Raw genomic sequence first — 16192 nt, forward strand, 5'->3', positions numbered from 1 at the left:
GCGTCCTTCGCGGAATCTTCGCGCCCTCTGCGTACGGCTGCCCGATCCCGCATTCATGTGGCACATTCAGCCCCGCATGAGCCACCTCGACCTGAACCTCGTTCGCGTGTTCGTCGCGATCTACGAAACCCGCAGCGTGACCCATGCGGCCGAGCGGCTCGACGTCACGCAGTCGACTGTGAGCTACGCACTTGCGAAGCTGCGCAAGGTCTACCTCGACCGGCTGTTCTCGCGCGGCAGCGACGGGCTGGTGCCCACGGGCATGGCCGAGCAGCTGTTCCAGCGCTTCCGCGAGGCGCTGACGATGGTCGAGGGCACGCTCGAGCAGAACGCCAGCTTCGATCCGCTGCGCTCGACGCGGCGTTTCCGGCTCGCGATGTCGGACATCGGCGTGCTGTACTTCGTGCCGCCGCTGCTGCGCCGCTTCCAGGAGGTGGCGCCGCGCATCGAGATCGAGATCGCGCAGATCTCCGACACGCTCGGCGAGGAGCTGTCGACCGGGCGCCTGGACATGGCGGTCGGCAACATCCCTTCGCTCGGTTCGCCGATGCACGGCGCGCTGCTGTTCCGCGAGCACTACGTGTGCCTGATGTCGGCCAGCCATCCGAGCATCGGCGAGCGCATGAGCCTCGCGGCCTTCTCGGCGGCGCGTCACGTGATGGTGTCGTCGCCGCGCTCGGGCCACTTCCTGATCGAGGACATGCTGGCCGAGCGCGGCATCAACCGCAACATCGTGGCGCGCGTGCCGCAGTTCACCGTGCTGCCGCAGCTGCTGTCGCAGAGCGACCTGCTGGTGCTGCTGCCCTCGCGCGTGGCCGACCTCTACGTGCGCCAGGGCGGGCTCAAGGCGCTGCCGCTGCCGCTGGCGCTGCCCGACTTCCAGGTGCAGGCGCACTGGCATGCGCGCCACGAGTACAGCGCGGCGCACCGCTGGCTGGTCGACGAGATCGTGCGCACGCTCGGCAAGCTCTAGACCAGATAGCGCCGCACGGCCTCCTCGTCCCACGCGATGCCGGTGCCGGGCTCGGCCGGCGCGGTCGCCATGCCGTCCTCGAAGGCCAGCGGCCGCGCCAGCACCGGTGCCGCGAGGTCCATGCGCTCGAGCAGGTGGGCCGTCGGCGTCACCGCCATCAGGTGCACGCTGACCTCCTGGAAGATGTGGCTCGACATCGGCACGCCATGCGCCTGCGCCAGCGCGGCGGCGCGCAGCCAGCCGGTCACGCCGCCGATCTTCATCGCATCGGGCATCGCGAGATCGCAGGCACCGGCCTGCAGCGCCTTGGCCATCTCCTCGGGACCGCACCAGTTCTCGCCCATCTGCAGCGGCAGCGCCACGCGTTCGCGGATGCGCGCATGGCCCGCGTGGTCCTCCTGCAACGTGGGTTCCTCGACCCAGCCGACGCCCTCGTCCTCGAGCGCGCGGATGCGGCGCACCGCCTCGGGCACGCTCAGGCCCTGGTTGTAGTCCACCAGCAGTTCGACGCGCTCGCCAACCACGGCGCGCAGCGCGCGCACCACCTCGAGGTCCTCGGCCAGCGTGGCATGGCCGATCTTGGTCTTGATGGCGCGAAAGCCCTGCGCCACCGCGAGCGCGGCGCGCTTCGTGCCGAGCGCGAGGCCGTCCATGCTGTGGCTGTCGTAGGCGGCAATGGCGCGGCGCGTGCCGCCCAGCAGCTCGACCAGCGGCACGCCGCGCGCCCTGGCCAGCGCGTCCCAGGCCGCCATGTCGAGCCCGGCGCCGGCCATCAGCGCGATGCCGGTGCGGCCCAAGAGGCGCAGCCGCTGCGCCAGCAGCCGGTCGAGGTCGAAGGGCGCGAGCGGCTGGTCCTTGAGCACGCTGCCCAGGGTCAGCACCATGCGCCGCGTGGCGCGCAGCGCGAGCGTCGTGTAGGTGAACAGGTAGGCATGGCCGACGGTGCCGTCGTCCGCGTGCAGGTCGACCAGCACCAGCGGCGCGGTCGCCACCACGCCCACGCTGGTGCGCACCGGATGCTCGAGCGGCACGTTGACGCAGCGCGCCTGCACGTCGGCCACGCGCAGGCCGGTGTCGGGAAGGGAGTTCATGCGTGCGTCGTTCCTCACAGGCCCAGGTAGGCGGCCTTCACGCGCTCGTCGCCGAGCAGCTGCGCGGCCGGTCCACCGAGCGCGATGGCGCCGGTCTCGAGCACGTAGCCGCGGTCGGCCACCGAGAGCGCGGCATGCGCGTTCTGTTCCACCAGCAGGATCGGGATGCCGCGCGACTTGAGCCGCGCGATGACGCCGAAGATCTCCTTCACCAGCAGCGGCGCCAGCCCCATCGAGGGCTCGTCGAGCAGCAGCATGCGCGGCTCGCACATCAGCGCGCGCGCGATCGCCAGCATCTGCTGCTGGCCGCCCGAGAGCGTGCCGGCCGCCAGCAGGCGCTTCTCGCCGAGCACCGGGAACAGCGCGTACATCTCGTCCAGCCGCTGCGCGCGGCGCTCGGCGCGCGTGTAGCCGCCCAGCAGCAGGTTGTCCTGCACCGACAGCGGGCCGAACACCTGCCGGCCCTCGAGCACCTGCGCCAGGCCGGCGCGCACGCGCGCGTCGGCGCTGTCGCGCGCGATCTCGCGGCCGAACAGGCGCACGCTGCCGGCGCTGCCGCGGATCAGGCCCGAGACCGCGCGCAGCAAGGTGGTCTTGCCCGCGCCGTTGGCGCCGACCAGCGCCACCAGTTCGCCCGCGCCGACCTGCAGGTCGATGCCGTGCAGTGCCTCGATGCGGCCGTAGCCGGCGCGCAGGCCGCTGACTTCCAGTGCGATGCCGCTCATGCCGAGGCCTCCGCCTCGGTGCCGAGATAGGCCGCGATCACCTGCGGGTTGGCGCGCACCTCGGCGGCGGTGCCCTCGGCGAGCTTGCGGCCGTAGTCGAGCACCAGCAGGTGGTCGGAGATGTTCATCACCAGCTTCATGTCGTGCTCCACCAGCAGCACCGTCACGCCCGAGGCGGCGATGCTGCGGATCAGTTCGGTGATCTCGTGGGTCTCGGTGTCGTTGAGGCCCGCGGCCGGTTCGTCGAGCAGCAGCAGGCGCGGCCGGCTCGCGAGGGCGCGCGCGATCTCGAGCCGCTTGAGCAGGCCGAACGAGAGCTGCGTGGCATGGGCATGCGCATGGCGGCCCACGCCGACGTAGTCGATCAGCCGCAGCGCCTCCTCGCGCAGCGCGGCATCGGCGCGGCGCGTGGCGCCGGTCATGCCGCCCAGCAGCGAGCTGCGCGTGTGCAGGTGCGCGCCGAGCATCACGTTCTCGCAGGCCGTCATGTTCATGCACACCTGCAGGTTCTGGAAGGTGCGGCTCGATGCCGCGCCGCGCCAGCCGGTCGGGCGCCATGCCCGCCACGTTCTCGCCGTCGAGCAGGATCTCGCCGCGCGTGGGCTCGTAGACGCCGCTGATCAGGTTGAACAGCGTGGTCTTGCCGGCGCCGTTGGGCCCGATCACCGAATGCACCGAGCCGGCGCGCACGTTGAAGCTCACGTCCTGCATGGCGTGCACGCCGCCGAAGGACTTGCTGAGGTTCTTCACTTCGAGCATGGCTCAGCCCTTCCTGCGCAGCCGCAGCGCGAGCGTGGGCACCAGGCCCTTGGGCAGGAACATCATGGTGAGCATCAGCACCAGGCCGAAGAACACCATCTCGTAGCCGTGCAGACCGCCCAGCAGTTGCGGCAGCGCCGTCAGCAGCGCGGCGCCGAGCAGCGCGCCGAAGGTCGAGGCCATGCCGCCCAACACCACCATGGTCGCGAGCTCCACCGAATGCGTGAAGGCCGCCAGCGAGGGGCTGATGAAGCCCAGGTAGTGCGCCGTGAGGCTGCCCGAGACCGCGGCGAACACGGCCGACACCACGAAGGCGCGCACCTTGAAGCGCGCCACGTCCACGCCCATCACGCGCGCCGCCACCTCGGAGCCGTTGAGGCCGCGCAGCGCGCGCCCGGCCGGCGACTCGTAGAGGTTGAGCGACAGCAGCACCGCGAGCCACAGCAGCACCGCCGCCAGCGCATACCAGTGCAGCACCTTGGCGAAGGCGAAGCCGGCCACCGCCAGCGGCGGCACCGGCATGCCGTCGGGGCCGCCGGTCCAGGCGACCTCGTTGATCAGCACGATGTTGACGATCACGCCCAGCCCGAGCGTGGCCATGGTCAGCGAATGGCCCTTGAGGCGCAGGATCGGCTTGGCGATCAGCCAGGCCACCAGCGCCGCGCCCACGGCCGCGGCGCAGATGGCCGGCAGCGCGGGCCAGCCGAAGCGCGCCGTCACGATGCCGCTGCCGTAGGCGCCGATGGCGACGAAGGCCGCGTGGCCGATGCTGATCTGGCCCGCGAAGCCCATCAGCAGGTTGAGGCCGATGGCGGCGATGGCCGCCAGCGCGATGCGCACCGCGACGTCGATCACGTAGTTGTTGGGCAGGGCCAGCGGCAGCAGCGCCAGCACCAGGGCCAGCAGCAGCAGGGAGGGACGCAGCAGCGCCCGCGAGGACGCCTTCATACGCGCTCCGCCCCCTTGCTGCCGAACAGGCCGTGCGGCATGACCAGCAGGATGAACACGATCAGCACGAAGGGCACGGCGTCCTTGTAGGCCGAGGAGACATAGCCCGCCATCAGCGCCTCGAGCAGGCCGACGATGAGGCCGCCGACCACCGCGCCGCCCGCGCTGCCGAGCCCGCCCAGCGTGGCCGCGACGAAGCCCTTCATGCCCAGCATCAGGCCGATGTCGTAGACCGTGGTGGTGATCGGCGCGGCCACCACGCCGGCCACGGCGCCCAGCAGCGCCGACAGGCCGAACGAGAGCTGCAGCACGCGCGAGGTCGGGATGCCGACCGCGCGCGCGGCCAGCGCATTGGCCGCCACCGCGAGCATGGCCTTGCCCACCATGGTGAAGCGGAAGAAGGCGAAGCACAGCGCCACCAGCAGCGCCGCCGTGCCCAGCACCCACAGGCTCTGCGGCAGCACGTAGGCGCCGAGGATCGACAGCGCCGCGTCGCCGCTGAAGGCCGGCAGGGTCTGCTGGTTCTTGCCGAGCACGATCTGCACCACGCCCTGGATGAAGATCGAGGCGCCGATGGTGATGATGATCAGCGACACCACGCTGGCCTCGCCCGCGGGCTTGATCGCGAGCCGGTACAGCAGCAGGCCCGCCACCACCGTGGCCAGCACGCCGCCGGCCACGGCCACGCCATAGGGCAGGCTGGCGCCGAGCAGCGCGGCCGTGATCATGGCGCCGAGCATGAGGAAGTCGCCCTGCGCGAAGTTGATGACGCCGCTGGCGTTGTAGATCAGCGAGAAGCCCAGCGCGGCCAGCGCGTAGATCGCGCCGGTGGTGAGTCCCGAGAAGACGAATTGCATGAAGTCAGCCATGGCGTGCTCCGGCGTGGGAAAGCCCGGCACTGCCGGGGAAGGGAAGGTTGGCGAGCAGGTGGTGGGGCGCGACCTCGTCCACGCGGTCGGCGCCCAGCAGCACCAGGGTGCGGGCGATGTCGTCGACCAGGCCGGCGAGCACGCCGCGCGCGCCCGCCTCGCCGTCGCAGGCCATGCCCCAGACCGCGGCGCGGCCGACGAAGGCCGCGGTGGCGCCGGCGGCCAGCGCCTTGACCACGTCGCTGCCGCGGCGGAAACCGCCGTCGACGAACACCGGGATGCGCCCGGCCACGGCATCGACCATGCGCGGCAGCACCGAGATGGTCGAGGGCGCCGCGTCGAGCTGGCGGCCGCCGTGGTTGGACACCACGATGCCGTCGGCGCCGTGGCGCACGGCCAGCGCGGCATCGCCCGGATGCAGCAGGCCCTTGACCAGCAGCGGGCCGTCCCACAGCCGGCGCAGCCAGGCCAGGTGTTCCCAGGCCAGCGTGCGGTCCATGGTGCGCGACAGCAGCGCGGCCTGCAGCTGGGCCGAGGTGGCGCCGTCGTCGGCCTCGGCCAGGTTGACGAACGAAGGCGAGCGGCCCTGCATCGCCATCGCGAGCGACCAGCGCGGATGCAGCGCGAGGTCGAGCAGGGTCGAGGGCGTGAAGCGGAACGGCAGCCGAAAGCCGTTGCGCACATCGCGCTCGCGCAAGCCGCTCACGGCCGCGTCGACCGTCAGCACCAGCGCCGAATAGCCGGCGGCGCGCGCGCGGCGCACCAGCTGCTCGGCGATGGCGCGATCGCCCATCACGTAGAGCTGCATCCATTGCAGCGCTTCGGGGTCGCGCCGCAGCGCGGCCTCGCGCACCGCCTCGAGCCGGTCGTTCGACGGCGTCGACAGCACGTGCGGCACGCCGGTGGCGGCGGCCGCGCAGGCCAGCAGGGTGTCGCCATGCGGGCGCACCAGGCCCGAGAAGCCCACGGGCGCCACGCCCAGCGGCGCGGCCCAGCGCCGGCCGAACACCGTGATGCCGGGGTCGGCATGGCGGGTGTCGCGCAGCGCGGTCGGCACCAGGTGCAGCGCGGCCAGGTCGGCCTCGTTGCGCCGCAAGCAGTCCTCGGTCTCCGCGCCGCCGTCGACATAGTCGAAGACGAAGCGCGGCAGCCGCCGGCGGGCATGCCGGCGGTGATCGTTCGCATTGAGCTTCATGCGCTCTCCGGTGACGCGCGCGAACTCAGCGGACTTCCACGAACTTGCCGTCCTTGATCTCGACCATGCGGAACGCGGAGACGTCCAGGCCCATGTGGTCGGTGGCCGACATGCGGTAGATGCCGCTCACGCCGACGAAGTCCTTGGTGGCCTCGATGGCGTCGCGCAGCTTCTGCTTGTCGGTGCCGCCGGCGCGCTGGATCGCGTCGATCAGCAGGTACAGCGCGTCGTGCGCATAGCCGCCGAAGGTCGACACGTCCATCTTCGCGGTCGACTCGTAGTCCTTGGCGTACGACACGCTGACCTTCTTCTGCGGATCGGCATCGGGCAGCGCCTGGGCGATCAGCAGCGCGGGCGACGGCATGCGGATGCCCTCGGAAGACTTGCCCGCGATGCGGATGAACTCGGTCGAGGCCTGGCCATGCGAGGTGTACAGCGGCTGCTTCATCGCGAGCTGCTGGTGGTTGCGCGCGATGATGGCCGGCGCCTGGCCGGTGCCGAACACGAACACGGCCTGCGCGCCCGAGGACTTGATGCGCGTGAGCTGCGGCGTGACGTCGGTGTCCTTCTCGCCGTAGGTCTGGTCCTCCACCACCTTCAGGCCCAGCGACTCGGCGAGCTTGAGCGTCTCGGTGCGGCCCGACTTGCCGAAGCCGCCGGTGTCCGACAGCAGCGCGAACTGCGTGAAGCCGCGCTTCTTCATCTCGCCGAGCACCTTCTCGGCCGCCATGCGGTCGGAGTGCGGCATCTTGAACACGTAGGGCTTGACCGGCTCGACGATGACCGAGGCGGCGGCCAGCGAGATCAGCGGCATCTTCGCGGCCTCGGCCTGCGGCACCATCGCCATGGTGGAGCCGGTGGTGGACGCGCCGAGGATGGCATCGACCTCGTCCTGCATGATGAGGCGGCGCGTGAAGGCATTGGCCTTGTTCGCGTCGCTGGCGTCGTCGTAGAGCACCAGCTCGAGCTTGCGGCCGAGCACGCCGCCGGCCGCGTTGATCTTGCGCACGTACATCTCGAGCGTCTTCTGCTGCGGATCGCCGAGGAAGGAGGCCGGGCCGGTGGCCGAGACCACGGCGCCGATCTTGATCGGCCCGGCCGCATGGACCTGCGCGGCCAGCGGCAGCAGCAGCGCGCCGGCCAGCAGCGCGTTGACGGCGCGGCGGCCGAGGGAGGTGGAAGTCTTGCTGTTTCTCATCGTCTTGTCTCCTGTCGTCGTTCTCTTTGGGGAAGGGATGCGGGCCCTCAGCGCGCGGGCTTTCGCCGCACGATGTGGATGGGGTGGACGCGCGGCGCGGGCGGCGGCAGGCCCAGCGCGCGCGCCAGGGTGCGGCCCTCGGGATCGGCCAGCGCGGCTTCGCGCGCGCGCGCGCACGCGCTCGGCCGCCTGCACGAGCGCGGCGGCATCGCCGGGGGGCGCGGCGAACTGGGCCTGCATGTCGTCGAGCACCGCGCCGAGGTTGCGGTGGCCGCGCTCGCTGGTCTCGCCGTAGCCCTTGACCAGGTTGCCGCACAGCGCGATCTCGTAGGCCAGGCGCGGACTCAACGCGAGCGCGGCGCGCACGGTGTCGAGCCATCGCTCGATCATGGCCTGCTCGATCGCGTAGCGCGCGCCCGCGCGGCGCAGCACGCGCAGCGAGCGCAGGCCGCACAGCATGGCGAAGCCCAGCACGGTGTCGGTGCGCATGTGCAGGCCCACGTTGAGCCGGTGCGCCTTGTGGGCCAGGCGCCGGCGCAGCCAGGCCGAGGCGCGCGGCGGCAGCAGCGAACAGACCTCGTCGAGGCCGGGCTTCAGGTATTCGGTCAGGCGCAGCGGCTCGCCCTGGCGCGCGCCCACTTCCTCGCGCACGCGTTGCAGCCGCTCGCCGCGGGTCTTGAGGTCGGCCACGCGGATCACGTCCTCGTAGCTCATCCACAGCGCGAGATGGCGCGCGGTCTCGCGCGTCACGGGCAGCTCGCCGCCGAAGGGCCGCTCGAGCGCGAGCACCGCGTCGACGCGCTGCAAATAGAGCGCGCCGTAGCGCGTGTCCTGATAGTCGAGCACCTGCTGCAGGCCGTGGCCCAGCAGTTCGTGCAGCGGCTCGGGCATGGCGGCGATGCGCGGGTCGACGGGCGCGCGCGGCGTTGCCGCATCGGTGCCGGCGGCGGCTTCCGGCGCGGGATGCGCCACCTGCTCGAAGCCCGCCGCGAAGCCCTTGAGGCTGGCCTCCACCGCCTTGCCCGAAGCTCGGATCGCCTGCTCGCAGGCCTCGCGCGAGAACGGCAGCGCGCCGCTGCCGGCCATGGCGCCGAACATCACGGTGTTGATCACCGTGCCGTGGCGCCAGGCCAGCGCGCGCATGTCGAACAGGAAGCTGTGCCGCGCGAGCTCGCGCGCGGCCTCGCTCACGCGCCGGCCGTCGTAGCGGCCATCGCCCATGGCGGACTTCTCGGCCACAGCGAACTCGCGGTGCGTCGAGGCCACGAGCGTGGTGCGCCGCGGATGCACGAAGCCACCCTGCAGCACGCGCCCCGCCTCCATCAGCTCGGAGGCGGCGACGATGTCGACGTCGCCCGGGCTCGGCGTCAGCGAGAACACCGGGCGCGCGCCGCCGAGCCGCGCGGCCTCGACCGGGTAGATCTCGATGTAGTAGTTGGTGGCGCCGGTGCGCTGCGCCACGCCGGGCACCGAGGTGCTCTGCACCGGGAAGCCCTGGGCCGTGGCCGCGGCGATCAGCCAGTCGGCCAGCACGCCGCCGCCCTCGCCGCCCATGGCGGCGACCAGCACGGTCACGATGCGCGGTGCGTCTTCGAAGGCAATGTCGTTCATGCCGCCAGTGCCTCCGCGCGGTCGCGCGCCTTGCCGGCCATGAGGCCGATGACGCCGCTGCGCAGCCGGTGCAAGAGGCGCTCCCAGGTGCCGGCGTTCTGCACGATCTCGGCCTTGTAGAACGAGGGGCAGAGGATCGCGGCGTGCGCGTTCTCGCCGCACAGGCCGCAGCCCACGCAGCCCTGGTTGACGGTGGCCACGGGATCGGTGCGCAGCGCGCTCGGGTTGGGCTTGATGGTGAGCGACGGGCAGCCCGACAGCCGGATGCACGAGTGGTCGCCAGTGCAGACGTCGTCGTCGATGCCGAAGCGCGTGCGCACCACGCGCTCGCCGCGCTTGAGCTTCGCGGCCGTGACGGGCTTGATGCGGCGCTGGCGCTCGAGCTGGCATTCGCCGTCGGCGATGATGACCTTGAGGCCGCCCTCCTCGGTGGTCATCGCCTCCTGCAGCGTGTCGCGCATCTCGGCGACGCTGTAGCTGCGCACCTTGCGCACCCAGCCCACGCCCACGCCCTTGAGCGCGGCCTCGATGTCCAAGGTCAGCGGCCTGGCCGCGGGCTGCGTGGGCGAGGAGGGAATGGCCTGCGTGCCGGTGGCCGAGGTGTAGCCGTTCTTCAGGATCACGAGCACCGAGTCCTGGCCGTTGTAGACCGCGTTGACCACGCCGCTGGTGAAGCCGTTGTGCCAGAAGCCACCGTCGCCCATGATGCTGACGACCCGGTTGCCCATCAGCGGCGCGATGCCCGAGGAACTCGCGAGGCCCAGGCCGTAGCCGAGCACCGTGCTGCCGGTGTTGAACGGCGGCAGGGTGCCGAAGGTGTGGCAGCCGATGTCGGCGCTGACGTGCACGCTGCCGAGCTCCTTCTGCATCAGCTTGATGGCGGCGAACACCGGGCGCTCGGGGCAGCCGATGCAGAAGCCCGGCGGCCGGCTCGGCACGGGCACGCCGAGCGCCTCGACCGCGCGCGGCTTGAGCGCGGCCAGCGGCGCGGCGCTGTCGGCCACCCGCACGGCGCCTTGGTCGCCCAGTGCTTGGGGCCGCGCCTGGCGGATGAACTCGGCCAGGCCGCGCACCAGCACCTCGCCGGTGTATTCGCCGGCCATCGGGAAGATGTCCTTGCCATGCAGCCGCGTGTCGCAGCCGGCCTTGCGCAGCATCGCGTGCAGCGCGTCCTCCATGTAGTTGGGCTGGCCCTCTTCCACCATCAGCACCGCGCGCTTGCCGCGGCAGAAGTCGACGAGCTCGTCGGGCACCATCGGGTAGACCACGTTGAGCACCTGCAGCGGAATGCGGCTGTTGCCGAAGGCATCGGCCAGGCCGAGTTGCTGCAGCGCGCGCAGGGTGCCGTTGTAGAGGCCGCCCGGCAGCACCAGGCCGACGTCGGCGCAGTCGCCGTCGAAGCGCTCGTTGAGCCGCGCGTCGCGGATGTAGGCCAGCGCGGCCGGCCAGCGCGACTCGATCTTCATGCGCTCCTGCGTGTAGATCGAGGGCGGCAGGTTGATGTTGGCGAAGTCGAAGCGCGGCTGCGCGATGGCCTCGCGCGTGGAGATGGCCGGCGCGCGGTTGTCCTTGCAGACGAAGCTGCCGTGCACGTGGCAGGCGCGGATGCGCAGCTGCAGCATGACCGGCGTCTGGCTCGCCTCGGACAGCTCGAAGCCATGCTCCACCGCATCGACGATCGAGCCCAGGTTGGGCCGCGGATCGAGCAGCCACATCTGCGACTTCATCGCGAAGGCGTGGGTGCGCTCCTGGATGATGCTCGAGCCCTCGCCGTAGTCCTCGCCGAGGATCACCAGCGCGCCGCCCTGCACGCCGGCCGAGGCCAGGTTGGACAGCGCATCGGACGCGACGTTGGTGCCCACCGTGGACTTCCACGTGACGGCACCGCGCACCGGGTAGTTGATGGAGGCGCCGAGCATCGCGGCCGCGCCGGCCTCGGAGGCGCTGTTCTCGAAGTAGATGCCGAGCTCGTCGAGCAGCTCGCGCGCATCGCCGAGCACGTCGATCAGGTGCGAGACCGGCGCGCCCTGGTAGCCGCCGATGTAGCTCACGCCCGATTGCAGCAGGGCCTTGGTGACGGCCAGGATGCCCTCGCCGTGGAATTCCTCGTTCGCGCCCAGCGAGAGGCGCTTGACTTCTTCGGCGAAGGATCGCTCCATGGTATTTCTTGTCTCCGGCCGGCGCCGCGGGAAGCGCCGGATTTCATCGTGGGTGGCTCGTGGACGGGGACTTTAGGAGTACCCGTTCATTTGCCCAATCGATGGAATGGGAGTTACACATCGATGAATTCGATGCAATGTCGTGCGATCGGAATCGGCTTGCCCGCGCGGGGCAGGAGGTCAGTTCACCAGGTAGCCGAGCCTGCGCATCGCGTCGCCGAGCCCCTTACGGCTGCGCTCCATCGCGGCCCAGGGCGCGTTGCCGATCTCGAGCCGCTCGGCGATGGTCGCCACGGTCCAGTGGTCGGAGGACTCGACCTCGAACAGCTCGTCCCAGTCCAGCGGCACCGACACGCCCAGGCCAGGACGCGCGCGCGCCGACCAGGCGCTGATGGTGGTGGCGCCGAAGCCGTTGCGCAGGTAGTCGGCGAAGATCTTGCCGACGCGGTTGCGCGGCCCGCTCTTGGCGACGATGCGCTCGGGCACGCTGCGCGCGAGCTGCTGCACGATGGCCTGCGAGAAGCCCTTGACCTCGTCCCAGCCATGCGCGCGCCGGATCGGCACCACCACGTGCAGGCCCTTGCCGCCGCTGGTCTTGAGGAAGGACGGCAGCCCGAGTTCGTCGAGCAGGGTGCGCACCAGCAGCGCGGCCTCCTGCATGCGCGGCCACTCGACGCCCTCGCCGGGGTCGAGGTCGAAGGTCATGCGGTCGGGCTGGGCGAAGGCGCGCGAGAGCGCGTTCCAGGTGTGGAACTCCACCACGTTGAACTGCGCCGCGCCGAGCAGGCCCTCGGCCACGTCGATCTGCAGCAGCGGCTCGTGGCCGGGATCGAGCGCCGGGTCGAGCAGGCCCACGCCGGCCATCTCGCCGTGCTGCGCATGCTTCTGGAAGAACAGCTCGCCCGCGATGCCGTCGGGCGCGCGCACCAGCGCCACCGGCCGGCCGCGCAGGTGGGGCAGCATCAGCGGCGCGACGCGCGCGTAGTAGGCGGCGAGCTCGCCCTTGGCGATGCCGCTCTTCGCGTCGACGAGGCGGTCGGCATGGGTGATGCGCGGCGTGGATTGCTTGCGGACAGCGGCCATGGTTCGGCTCCTTGGCCCGCCATGGTCATGCGCGTCTGGGGCGGCGAATGTAGGAACGCGACGGCGCGCCGTGTATCCCTGGCGCTCAGGCCGTGCCGTCGAGCCGCCGTTCGCTGGGCCGCGCGAAATAGAACCACTCGGTGTCCGGCAGCGCGAGCGCGTTGGGGAACACGATGCAGCCATCGTCGGGCGCGGTCAGCGGCGTGCCGTCGTGCCGCGTGCCGATGAGTTCGCCGCGGCGCACCGGGTCGAAGGTGGCCCAGTCGCGCGCGAAGCGGTCGTCGGCATGCAGGCGGTCGGTCACGCTGGCCAGGCGCAACAGGCGCGGCGGCACATCGGGCCCGGCCGACAGGCCCGGCGGCAGCGCCGCCATGCCCAGCAGCGCCAGCGTGCGGCGGATCGCGCGCCAGGCCACCTCGGGCGCCTGCGGATCCTGGTGCTGACCGCATTCGAGCGTGACGCCGTAGCCGCCGCAGCTGCGGATGTATTCGTTGGTGCCGCGGCCGAAGTCGATGGCGGCCTCGTCGACCGCGGCGCCGCGCTGCGCGAGGCCCGCGGCATAGATGTCGAGCCAGCCCTCGACCACGATCGGCGTGCCCAGGTGCAGCGCGAGTCGGCCTTCCTCGGCGGCGCGCGCGAAGGGCTCGAGCGTGCCGGTGTTGTCGCGCGGGCCGATCATCGCGAAGGCCTCGCCCGCGCTCTGGAACGAATGCAGGTCGAGCAGCACCTCGTGGCGCGCGATCACCGGCGCCAGCACGTTGGTCACGCGGGCCTCGTAGTCGGCCGGCTCGGCCGCGGGCTTGAACAGCCGGTTGAGGTTGCGCTCGCCCTCGCGCTGCAGACGGCGCCGTGCGAGCGGATTCGCCACCGGCACCAGCGTGAGCTCGCCGCGCAGCAGCGCGAGCTCGCCCGCCGCGAATTCGGCCAGCACCCGCTCGATGCCGGCGGTGCCGCTGGTCTCGTTGCCATGCACGCCGCCCATCACGAGCAGCCGGGGACCGGGGTTCAGGGAGGCGAAGGCGTGGAGACGGATGCTGTCGTGCGCGACGGCGTCGAAGGGAGAGGAAGCCATGCGGGGATTATGAGGAGGCGTTTCGACAGGCGCAAAGAGGCTTCGCTTTTCATAGCACCGACCTTCGCGGCCGCGAGGCCATGGCCGCGATCGACGCGCAGCCTACAGCCGTGCCCTGGGCTGTCCTACCGGCCCCGCGCGGGCGGCCACGCAAGCTAGTGCCACCAACGACCGAAGGAGCCTTCATGGCCAAGGACAGCACCCCGACCCGCAAGCAGCCCGCCGATCCGCAGAAGGACGCGGGCGGCGGCAAGACCAAGGTCGCGCAGGACGGCGAATCGTCGCCGCGGCTGCCGCACGAACGCGACCAGTCCTCGGACAGCCAGCAGACCCGCGACGGCAAACCGACCGAGCGCGGCCGCCGCGCGCACGACGACGTCGAACGCGGCCTGGTCGATACCGACGAGGGCCTTCGCGCCGACAAGGTCGGCGAGCAGGCCAGGCGCTGATTCGGCGGCGGCGCGTCGCCGCTCAGGCGGCGGCCACGCCCGCGAGTTGCGTGCGCATCTGCGAGATCACGGCGCCATAGTCCTTGGCATTGAAGATCGCGCTGCCGGCCACGAAGGTGTCGGCGCCGGCCGAGGCCACGCGCGCGATGTTGTCGGCCTTGATGCCGCCGTCGACCTCGAGGCGGATGTCGCGCCCGCTCTGCTCGATGCGCTTGCGCGCCTGCTCGATCTTGCGCAGCGCCGAGTCGATGAAGCTCTGGCCGCCGAAGCCGGGGTTGACGCTCATGATCAGGATCAGGTCGATGTCGTCGATGACCCAGTCGAGCACCTCGAGCCCGCGCGCCGGATTGAACACCAGCCCCGGCTTGCAGCCGGCCGCGCGGATCGCCTGGATGCTGCGGTGCACGTGCGGCGCGGCGTCGGGATGGAAGCTGATGTAGTCGGCCCCGGCCTGCGCGAACGAGGCCGCGAGCGCATCGACCGGCTGCACCATCAGGTGCACGTCGATCGGCACCGGCGTGCCGTCGGCCGTCTTGGCATGCGGCTTGAGCGCCTGGCAGATCATCGGACCGAAGGTCAGGTTCGGCACGTAGTGGTTGTCCATCACGTCGAAATGGATCCAGTCCGCGCCCGCGGCGATCACGTCCGAGAGCTCTTGGCCGAGCTGGGCGAAGTCGGCGGAAAGGATGGAGGGGGCGATGCGGAAGGTCATGGGCGGCGATTGTCGCAGCCGGCCAAAGGCGCAGCGCAGCTCCCGGACTTCTATGCCCGCCAGGGATCGACCAGCGCCACGCCGGTGCCGGCATAGCCGCCCGCGTCGCGCGAGACCACCGCGAGGCCGTGCTGCGCGGCGGTGGCGGCGATGATCAGGTCGGGCTGCGAGAAGGTGCGCCCGGCCTTGCGGCCCTGCTCGACCATCAGCCGCCACTTGAACATCACGTCCTCGCTGACCGGCAGCACGCGGTAGCCGAACATCGGCCGCAGCTGCAGCTGCAGCCAGTCGTTGAGCTGGGCGCGCTTGTGGATGTCGGCCACCAGCTCGATGCCGAAGCGGATCTCGGCGAAGGTGACGGTGCTGACGAACAGGCTCTCGAGCGGCTGCGCGCCGACGAAGGCGACGACCCGCGGGTCGGGCCGCGGGCGGCGCAGCTCGGACAGGACGTTGGTGTCGAGCAGGAAGCCGCTCATCGCGCTCATGGCGCTCATGGCGCTCACGGCATTCACAGCTCGACGCTGCGCACCGGCGAGGCGTCGGACGCACCGACCGACAGCTCGATGTCCCGATGGGGCGAGGCCTGCAGCACGTCGACCAGCGCCTGGCCCGTGCGCGCGCCCTGCAGGCGCTGGAATTCCTCGGCCGCGATCACCACGACCTCGTCGCGCCCGTGGACCGTGACGTGCTGCGGCCCCTCGCTGTGGACGCGGCGCACCAGTTCGCTGAAGCGCGCCTTGGCGTCCTGCAGCGGCCAATGGCCTGGAGGAGAAATTCTGGTCATACCGACCAGAATATGCCTTTATCGCACTTTCGGCAAGAAAGCCGGTCCGGCGCCGGGGCGCTCGCCCCGCGCCAAAACCCCAGCAGTTACCATCGCGCGCATGTCACACAGCCCCCTTTCCATCGAGGTCGAGCCGCGCTACCTCGCCGACCAGTCCTCGCCGAAGGAAGGCATCTACACCTTCGCCTACACCATCACGATCACCAACACCGGCTCGACCGGCGCCCAGGTGATCGCGCGGCACTGGCTGATCAACGACGCCTCGGGGCATGCGCAGGAGGTCAAGGGCCTGGGCGTGATCGGCCAGCAGCCGCTGCTGGCGCCGGGCGAGAGCTTCCGCTACACCAGCGGCTGCCGGCTGCAGGCCGCCAGCGGCACCATGCACGGCAGCTACCTCGTGGTGACCGAGGACGGCGAACGCTTCGACGTGCCGATCCCGATGTTCGTGCTCGAGGCCGACATCGGCGGCGCGCCGGTCTCGCGCGTGCTGCACTAGCCTTTCCCGCTCGGGCACCGCACGGAATTCCTCCCGCTGCGGCAATCGCCCTCCTCTTCCCTTCTCGC

At 71.2% G+C, this 16192-nt stretch carries 16 protein-coding genes and 1 pseudogene; 3 read left to right on the forward strand and 14 right to left on the reverse strand.

What is annotated here, in order from left to right; all coding sequences use genetic code 11:
• Nucleotides 1–76: 76 nt before the first annotated feature.
• On the forward strand, nucleotides 77–973 hold the full coding sequence (locus ACHMXE_RS39845) for a LysR family transcriptional regulator (RefSeq protein ID WP_203204107.1): 897 nt from the start codon (nucleotides 77–79) through the stop codon (nucleotides 971–973).
• On the opposite strand, the gene ACHMXE_RS39850 is transcribed toward ACHMXE_RS39845, so the two are convergent.
• The 11 genes and pseudogenes from ACHMXE_RS39850 to ACHMXE_RS39900 form a co-directional block, all read right to left on the reverse strand.
• Nucleotides 970–2064 (reverse strand): enolase C-terminal domain-like protein, encoded by a 1095-nt coding sequence (locus tag ACHMXE_RS39850; protein ID WP_395349095.1) that lies wholly within the window; start codon nucleotides 2062–2064, stop codon nucleotides 970–972. The genes ACHMXE_RS39845 and ACHMXE_RS39850 overlap by 4 nt on opposite strands.
• Nucleotides 2065–2078: 14 nt before the next feature.
• Nucleotides 2079–2789 carry an ABC transporter ATP-binding protein gene (locus ACHMXE_RS39855; protein ID WP_203204105.1) on the reverse strand — a complete coding sequence of 237 codons (711 nt, stop codon included), beginning with the start codon at nucleotides 2787–2789 and terminating at the stop codon, nucleotides 2079–2081.
• Nucleotides 2786–3283 carry an ABC transporter ATP-binding protein gene (locus ACHMXE_RS39860; protein ID WP_395353009.1) on the reverse strand — a complete coding sequence of 166 codons (498 nt, stop codon included), beginning with the start codon at nucleotides 3281–3283 and terminating at the stop codon, nucleotides 2786–2788. The genes ACHMXE_RS39855 and ACHMXE_RS39860 overlap by 4 nt, the downstream gene beginning before the upstream one ends.
• 118 nt (nucleotides 3284–3401) lie before the next feature.
• A pseudogene (locus tag ACHMXE_RS39865) lies at nucleotides 3402–3548 on the reverse strand (ATP-binding cassette domain-containing protein); the annotation flags it as partial.
• Nucleotides 3549–3551: 3 nt separating this feature from the next.
• A complete protein-coding gene (locus tag ACHMXE_RS39870; protein ID WP_203204103.1) occupies nucleotides 3552–4496 on the reverse strand; it encodes a branched-chain amino acid ABC transporter permease in 945 nt (314 codons plus the stop codon).
• A complete protein-coding gene (locus tag ACHMXE_RS39875; RefSeq protein WP_093350744.1) occupies nucleotides 4493–5365 on the reverse strand; it encodes a branched-chain amino acid ABC transporter permease in 873 nt (290 codons plus the stop codon). Before ACHMXE_RS39875 ends, ACHMXE_RS39870 begins: the two co-directional genes overlap by 4 nt.
• Nucleotides 5358–6560: an alpha-hydroxy acid oxidase gene (locus ACHMXE_RS39880; protein ID WP_209545921.1), complete on the reverse strand. Its 1203-nt coding sequence runs from the start codon at nucleotides 6558–6560 to the stop codon at nucleotides 5358–5360. The genes ACHMXE_RS39875 and ACHMXE_RS39880 overlap by 8 nt, the downstream gene beginning before the upstream one ends.
• A 25-nt stretch (nucleotides 6561–6585) precedes the next feature.
• Nucleotides 6586–9369: an indolepyruvate oxidoreductase subunit beta family protein gene (locus ACHMXE_RS39885; RefSeq protein ID WP_395349096.1), complete on the reverse strand. Its 2784-nt coding sequence runs from the start codon at nucleotides 9367–9369 to the stop codon at nucleotides 6586–6588.
• Nucleotides 9366–11528, reverse strand: coding sequence for a thiamine pyrophosphate-dependent enzyme (locus ACHMXE_RS39890; RefSeq protein ID WP_395349097.1), 2163 nt, complete (start codon nucleotides 11526–11528; stop codon nucleotides 9366–9368). The genes ACHMXE_RS39885 and ACHMXE_RS39890 overlap by 4 nt, the downstream gene beginning before the upstream one ends.
• A 180-nt stretch (nucleotides 11529–11708) precedes the next feature.
• The gene (gene ligD, locus ACHMXE_RS39895) at nucleotides 11709–12611 is read right to left on the reverse strand and encodes a non-homologous end-joining DNA ligase (RefSeq protein WP_395349098.1); all 903 of its coding nucleotides are present in this window, start codon (nucleotides 12609–12611) and stop codon (nucleotides 11709–11711) included.
• A gap of 85 nt (nucleotides 12612–12696) precedes the next feature.
• The gene (locus ACHMXE_RS39900; RefSeq protein ID WP_395349099.1) at nucleotides 12697–13683 is read right to left on the reverse strand and encodes a succinylglutamate desuccinylase/aspartoacylase family protein; all 987 of its coding nucleotides are present in this window, start codon (nucleotides 13681–13683) and stop codon (nucleotides 12697–12699) included.
• Between the two features lie 185 nt (nucleotides 13684–13868).
• Here ACHMXE_RS39900 and ACHMXE_RS39905 point away from each other — a divergent pair, with 185 nt between their 5' ends.
• Complete coding sequence (locus tag ACHMXE_RS39905) at nucleotides 13869–14132, forward strand: hypothetical protein (protein ID WP_203204096.1); 264 nt, start codon at nucleotides 13869–13871, stop codon at nucleotides 14130–14132.
• Nucleotides 14133–14154: 22 nt separating this feature from the next.
• Here ACHMXE_RS39905 and rpe read toward each other — a convergent pair whose 3' ends face one another.
• Genes rpe through ACHMXE_RS39920 form a run of 3 tightly spaced genes read right to left on the reverse strand, consistent with a single transcriptional unit; the run spans nucleotide 14155 to nucleotide 15628 of the window.
• Nucleotides 14155–14844 (reverse strand): ribulose-phosphate 3-epimerase, encoded by a 690-nt coding sequence (gene rpe, locus ACHMXE_RS39910; protein ID WP_203204095.1) that lies wholly within the window; start codon nucleotides 14842–14844, stop codon nucleotides 14155–14157.
• A gap of 50 nt (nucleotides 14845–14894) precedes the next feature.
• Nucleotides 14895–15338 (reverse strand): type II toxin-antitoxin system VapC family toxin, encoded by a 444-nt coding sequence (locus ACHMXE_RS39915; RefSeq protein WP_395349100.1) that lies wholly within the window; start codon nucleotides 15336–15338, stop codon nucleotides 14895–14897.
• A 14-nt stretch (nucleotides 15339–15352) separates the two neighbouring features.
• The gene (locus ACHMXE_RS39920) at nucleotides 15353–15628 is read right to left on the reverse strand and encodes a type II toxin-antitoxin system Phd/YefM family antitoxin (protein WP_395349101.1); all 276 of its coding nucleotides are present in this window, start codon (nucleotides 15626–15628) and stop codon (nucleotides 15353–15355) included.
• Nucleotides 15629–15728: 100 nt separating this feature from the next.
• Here ACHMXE_RS39920 and apaG point away from each other — a divergent pair, with 100 nt between their 5' ends.
• Nucleotides 15729–16124 (forward strand): Co2+/Mg2+ efflux protein ApaG, encoded by a 396-nt coding sequence (gene apaG, locus ACHMXE_RS39925; RefSeq protein WP_057593319.1) that lies wholly within the window; start codon nucleotides 15729–15731, stop codon nucleotides 16122–16124.
• Nucleotides 16125–16192: the final 68 nt, after the last annotated feature.

The organism is Variovorax sp. UC122_21, assembly GCF_044056785.1.
Taxonomy (GTDB): Bacteria; Pseudomonadota; Gammaproteobacteria; order Burkholderiales; family Burkholderiaceae_C; genus Variovorax.

Excerpts from the sequence above, each read along its gene's own strand:
- ACHMXE_RS39885 (WP_395349096.1), bottom strand. The coding sequence starts at position 9,369 with ATGAACGACATTGCCTTCGAAGACGCACCGCGCATCGTGACCGTGCTG.
- ACHMXE_RS39915 (WP_395349100.1), bottom strand. The coding sequence starts at position 15,338 with ATGAGCGCCATGAGCGCGATGAGCGGCTTCCTGCTCGACACCAACGTC.
- ACHMXE_RS39875 (WP_093350744.1), bottom strand. The coding sequence starts at position 5,365 with ATGGCTGACTTCATGCAATTCGTCTTCTCGGGACTCACCACCGGCGCG.
- ACHMXE_RS39855 (WP_203204105.1), bottom strand. The coding sequence starts at position 2,789 with ATGAGCGGCATCGCACTGGAAGTCAGCGGCCTGCGCGCCGGCTACGGC.
- ACHMXE_RS39870 (WP_203204103.1), bottom strand. The coding sequence starts at position 4,496 with ATGAAGGCGTCCTCGCGGGCGCTGCTGCGTCCCTCCCTGCTGCTGCTG.
- ACHMXE_RS39900 (WP_395349099.1), bottom strand. The coding sequence starts at position 13,683 with ATGGCTTCCTCTCCCTTCGACGCCGTCGCGCACGACAGCATCCGTCTC.
- ACHMXE_RS39860 (WP_395353009.1), bottom strand. The coding sequence starts at position 3,283 with ATGAACATGACGGCCTGCGAGAACGTGATGCTCGGCGCGCACCTGCAC.
- ACHMXE_RS39920 (WP_395349101.1), bottom strand. The coding sequence starts at position 15,628 with ATGACCAGAATTTCTCCTCCAGGCCATTGGCCGCTGCAGGACGCCAAG.
- ACHMXE_RS39845 (WP_203204107.1), top strand. The coding sequence starts at position 77 with ATGAGCCACCTCGACCTGAACCTCGTTCGCGTGTTCGTCGCGATCTAC.
- ACHMXE_RS39905 (WP_203204096.1), top strand. The coding sequence starts at position 13,869 with ATGGCCAAGGACAGCACCCCGACCCGCAAGCAGCCCGCCGATCCGCAG.
- ACHMXE_RS39890 (WP_395349097.1), bottom strand. The coding sequence starts at position 11,528 with ATGGAGCGATCCTTCGCCGAAGAAGTCAAGCGCCTCTCGCTGGGCGCG.
- rpe (WP_203204095.1), bottom strand. The coding sequence starts at position 14,844 with ATGACCTTCCGCATCGCCCCCTCCATCCTTTCCGCCGACTTCGCCCAG.
- ACHMXE_RS39880 (WP_209545921.1), bottom strand. The coding sequence starts at position 6,560 with ATGAAGCTCAATGCGAACGATCACCGCCGGCATGCCCGCCGGCGGCTG.
- ACHMXE_RS39850 (WP_395349095.1), bottom strand. The coding sequence starts at position 2,064 with ATGAACTCCCTTCCCGACACCGGCCTGCGCGTGGCCGACGTGCAGGCG.
- ligD (WP_395349098.1), bottom strand. The coding sequence starts at position 12,611 with ATGGCCGCTGTCCGCAAGCAATCCACGCCGCGCATCACCCATGCCGAC.
- apaG (WP_057593319.1), top strand. The coding sequence starts at position 15,729 with ATGTCACACAGCCCCCTTTCCATCGAGGTCGAGCCGCGCTACCTCGCC.